The organism is Oleiphilus sp. HI0043 (genome assembly GCF_001634935.1).
The window spans coordinates 1-3,798 of the sequence record NZ_LWEY01000995.1 but is presented as its reverse complement, the minus strand read 5'-3'; the positions used below and the strand labels follow the sequence as shown (position 1 = coordinate 3,798).

Genomic DNA, 3,798 nt, shown 5'->3' with positions numbered 1-3,798 from the left:
ACCACTACCTATAGTTCAAAGATAGCCACGATTCTCGTGGAAAGTTACTTCCAGAAAAATCAATTTAGCTTTGATGTCACATTAGATTTTTATCAATTTCCTCTACCCTGCATCAATTAAATCTATCCAGAAACACCAGATTTTAGCGTTTTAAGGCTGGTGTTTTGTACTAGCAAGGTCACTGCCTAGCGAAACTGAATAACTACGGTTAAAGGGGCAAAATTCGACTTTGTATGAATTAACCCATTTCGAAAATGCGTCAATGCATTTTCTCTTCAGAAAAATGAGCTATAGCTCATGATTGATTTAATTTCATTTGATGATACGAATAAAAATAAACGGAGATTTTCATGAAATTAATTTTGATGCAACTTACTGATAAATTTAAATTACAAACAACTGACGAATTAGAAACCCTGAAAGAGATTATTTTATTCGATAAGGACATAATCAATTACTTGTTTGATCATCCAACAATTGAAAAAGCTTTAAAGCAATATCTGATTGATAAAGAGCTGAATGACAAACTAAGCTTTTTTGTTTGTGACGAAGATGTTGAAGATAAACTAAACCAAAAACCATGTGCCATGCTGTTCTTCTGGTGGTTCATGTTCCACATGCTCAAAAAGAAGAAAAAGCCTAAACAGGATCATGAACTTAAACTTCGATTTCGCACGGTCGATGAGTTGTTAGAATCTGATAAAGATAAACCTACCCCACCTTCAAACAGGCCGTCACCACCTGACGGCCCTAAATCTTCGAAATAACCAAGGCAGCCAATGTGGCTGCCTGACCTTCTCTAAACTAAATACCATGACCGCCTCTTCCAATCTGTTTTTTTTATGATATTTGTGTAAGTACGAAGTGATATAAATATTGCAAGAAAGGGGCTTGGGCTGCCTCGTAGTATCTACCGATACTACCAGCACCAACTCTGAAACGATGTTTCATAGCCAATCCCAACTTGTTTTGACTTCACTGCGTTTGTACAAAAATAATAAAAAAAGGAGAAGAGCATGAAAAGAGAAAAACGCCTTTACCTTCGTTATTCTGAAGAAGAAATAGAATATCTAAAGCAATGTGCTCATGAAGCAAATTCATACGTGAATGACTTTGTTATTAACTTAGCTTCTGGCATTGATATTACGATTGAGAAGCCAAGCAAGTTTGACATTGCGGCGTTGAAACTATTGAAACACGCCAGTGGAAATTTTAACCAAATTGCCAAGGTGCTGAATTATTCTGTCAAATTCATGGAGCCAGTTAATCCCCACAAGCTTGAAGAATGGCTCAATAATTTGCGCGATGAATTGAAGAAAATAAACGACCTGCTAGCCGAATGATTTTCAAGAAAATCCATCGCGGCGAAACCAAAAGAGGATGTTATAACACCGTTAAATACGTATTGGATGATCAAGATAATCCAGACCGAATATTGCTTGTTGAGACAAATTTTGACCATCCGTTTTTGCACGGAGATTGCATCAAAGAATTTGCGAAGAAATTCTCTGAGAAGATTGATGTTGATAATAAAAAGTGGGATCTAAAGCATCGGGTTAAAACCAATAAGCTTTATGAACATTACACAATATCCTTCCCAAAAAAAGACAATCTATCACCGTCAGATGTAATTTCTTTGTCAAAAGAAGCGATGAAACGGAACAAACTCTTCGGATTAAACAGAAGCTACCTTCTTGTTGTTCATGGCGATTGTGACAAAACAATTCATGCACATTTGGTATCAGACCGGCGCAATAAACGAGGCATTGCCTATAACCCCAAACGAGACATGAAAATCTGGAACAAATTATGTTCTGAGATAGAAGATGAAAATAATCTAACTAAGGTTCTTCGCTTTGAGGATGGCAACGTAATTCCTAACAAAGCCCTACTGCCCCAGCCGTCCAAAGAAGTTAAAAAATACCTGAAAGAATGTTTGGCTGAAGCATTAAAAAAGCCGAGCATCCCATCTTTCGTCAAACAACTAAAAAAGCAAGGCATCACCCCTCTAATCTCACACGCCAAAAACAAACGAGTTTCTGGAATTTCATACGCTTATCAAAATTATACTTTCAAAGGTTCTGCCATCGGTTTTTCGTGGAAAAAGATCATTGATGAACTGGAATATGACGAGGAGGAGCATTTCGAATTACTGAAAAATATCAAAGAATATAAGGAGCAAATGGAAGCTCTGAATAATATTTCAGGCGCAGTAGAGCCGGATAATACCTCAGAACAATACAAGCAATTATTTCCTAGCGAGAACTCCCCGCTAGCCCAATATACATCAATACACCGTGGCCGCCACATTGACTACTATTGCAATGATTCCGGTGGCAGAGTATTCCGTGAGACAAATAATAACATTGTTATTTATGACGACTCCTCGAATGATGTTATTGATGCCGCAATCACGCTTGCTTACCAGAAATATTCCCCTAACTCAACAATAAAACTGTCGGGCTCTAGAAAATTTAAACAAAGAATCTGGAGGAGGTATAAGGAGCTACAGCAAGAGAAGCCGGATATTTATAATCGAGATATCGTAGGATATAAGCCAAATAGCAAAGATAAGTCTTATATTTCGGGCCTGAAAGAGATTGACTCGCCCTCTATCGGTGACCAAATAGATAATGAGAAGAATAAGAAAGAGTTATTCAAAACCACGAAGCTAAAGTATCGTAAAAAACAATAATTTTTTAGGTGTAGGTAAGTTGCTCTCTCGTTCAGTGGTTCCCCGTTAGTACACAAGCTAGATACAAAACAGAACATAACAATTCGTAATCAAAAGACTAGGCCAAAACCGGAGACCGGAACAACTATTTTACGAATGATCTATTTTTCGAAACCTACATTTATGAATCAATAAATCGACTACCGGCTTCAGCGAGTCATTAGTGGATAGTCTATTATCAAACCCTCTATTAATACGATGTGATCTATATTTTGTATAAGTAACGTAAATTTGCTCTTTCGCTCTGGAAAGAGCCACATATATGGAGCAATTGTCCTCGAATGGTTGATTTCTATAGTTCCAAAATGCCTGATCCTCAAGTCCAATAAAGTATACGGAGTCATATTCAAGCCCTTTACACTTATGCACATTCATTAAGTGTACCGAATTTTCAGCACTGAATAGCATTACTGCCTCTTCCAACGCACTGGCTTGATCACACATATCCCTCAAATGACCCTCTAGCGTTTGCCAGATCTGTTGGAAGTATTCTGGAGATTTGTATTGTTTCCATCGACCTTTTATTTTTTTCACTCCAAGTTCGTGAACGAAACCATGTAAAAAAGATATAAGTTCATCAGTTGAAGTTAAAGGCGTAATTAATTCACGCTTATGTGATATGAAATTGACCAAAGCTAACGTCAAAGGTTCTTCTTTTGAGTCACCTGAATTGACCTTATTCAACGATAGATTTATATGAAATAACTTAGACATTACTTCAGGTGTTGGCGCAATTATGGATTTCAGAAACAGCGAAAATAATTGTCCTAGAGGCTCTTTTAGAGCATCTTGTAGGTCAGACATGTCTAGATTGTTTATTCCAGCTCTCGTTAACTCTTCCCTCACTAATTCTGTGTATTGCGAAGAAAGCTGCTTCGTTAAAACACAGATATCGTTCTCCTTGCCCCCTCTCTCGATTGCAGATCTAATGCTATCAACAATGAAAGATGCTTCTTGAATCTCGTCTTCAAACGTGTGGAATGAGCAGTGATCAGGTGCAATTCCAATTTCTGAGATCGCTGATGACGGGTTTTGAATAAAGAGTAGTAAAATATTTAGTATAT

General features: G+C 37.3%; 4 protein-coding genes. 3 read left to right on the top strand and 1 reads right to left on the bottom strand.

Annotation, left to right across the window (positions count from 1 at the left end):
- Nucleotides 1-350 precede the first annotated feature (350 nt).
- The 3 genes from A3729_RS10750 (at nt 351) to A3729_RS10740 (ending at nt 2,695) form a co-directional block, all read left to right on the top strand.
- On the top strand, nt 351-767 hold the full coding sequence (locus tag A3729_RS10750; protein WP_068633805.1) for a hypothetical protein: 417 nt from the start codon (nt 351-353) through the stop codon (nt 765-767).
- 249 nt (nt 768-1,016) lie between these two features.
- A complete protein-coding gene (locus A3729_RS10745) occupies nt 1,017-1,343 on the top strand; it encodes a hypothetical protein (RefSeq protein WP_068633803.1) in 327 nt (108 codons plus the stop codon).
- Nucleotides 1,340-2,695, top strand: a complete 1,356-nt coding sequence (locus tag A3729_RS10740) for an LPD7 domain-containing protein (RefSeq protein WP_068633801.1) — start codon at nt 1,340-1,342, stop codon at nt 2,693-2,695. Before A3729_RS10745 ends, A3729_RS10740 begins: the two co-directional genes overlap by 4 nt.
- 129 nt (nt 2,696-2,824) lie before the next feature.
- Here the strand turns inward: A3729_RS10740 and A3729_RS10735 are convergent.
- A partial coding sequence (locus A3729_RS10735) for a 3'-5' exonuclease (protein ID WP_197475792.1) occupies nt 2,825-3,798 on the bottom strand: 974 nt, incomplete at its 5' end.

Excerpts from the sequence above, each read along its gene's own strand:
- A3729_RS10750 (WP_068633805.1), top strand. The coding sequence starts at position 351 with ATGAAATTAATTTTGATGCAACTTACTGATAAATTTAAATTACAAACA.
- A3729_RS10745 (WP_068633803.1), top strand. The coding sequence starts at position 1,017 with ATGAAAAGAGAAAAACGCCTTTACCTTCGTTATTCTGAAGAAGAAATA.
- A3729_RS10740 (WP_068633801.1), top strand. The coding sequence starts at position 1,340 with ATGATTTTCAAGAAAATCCATCGCGGCGAAACCAAAAGAGGATGTTAT.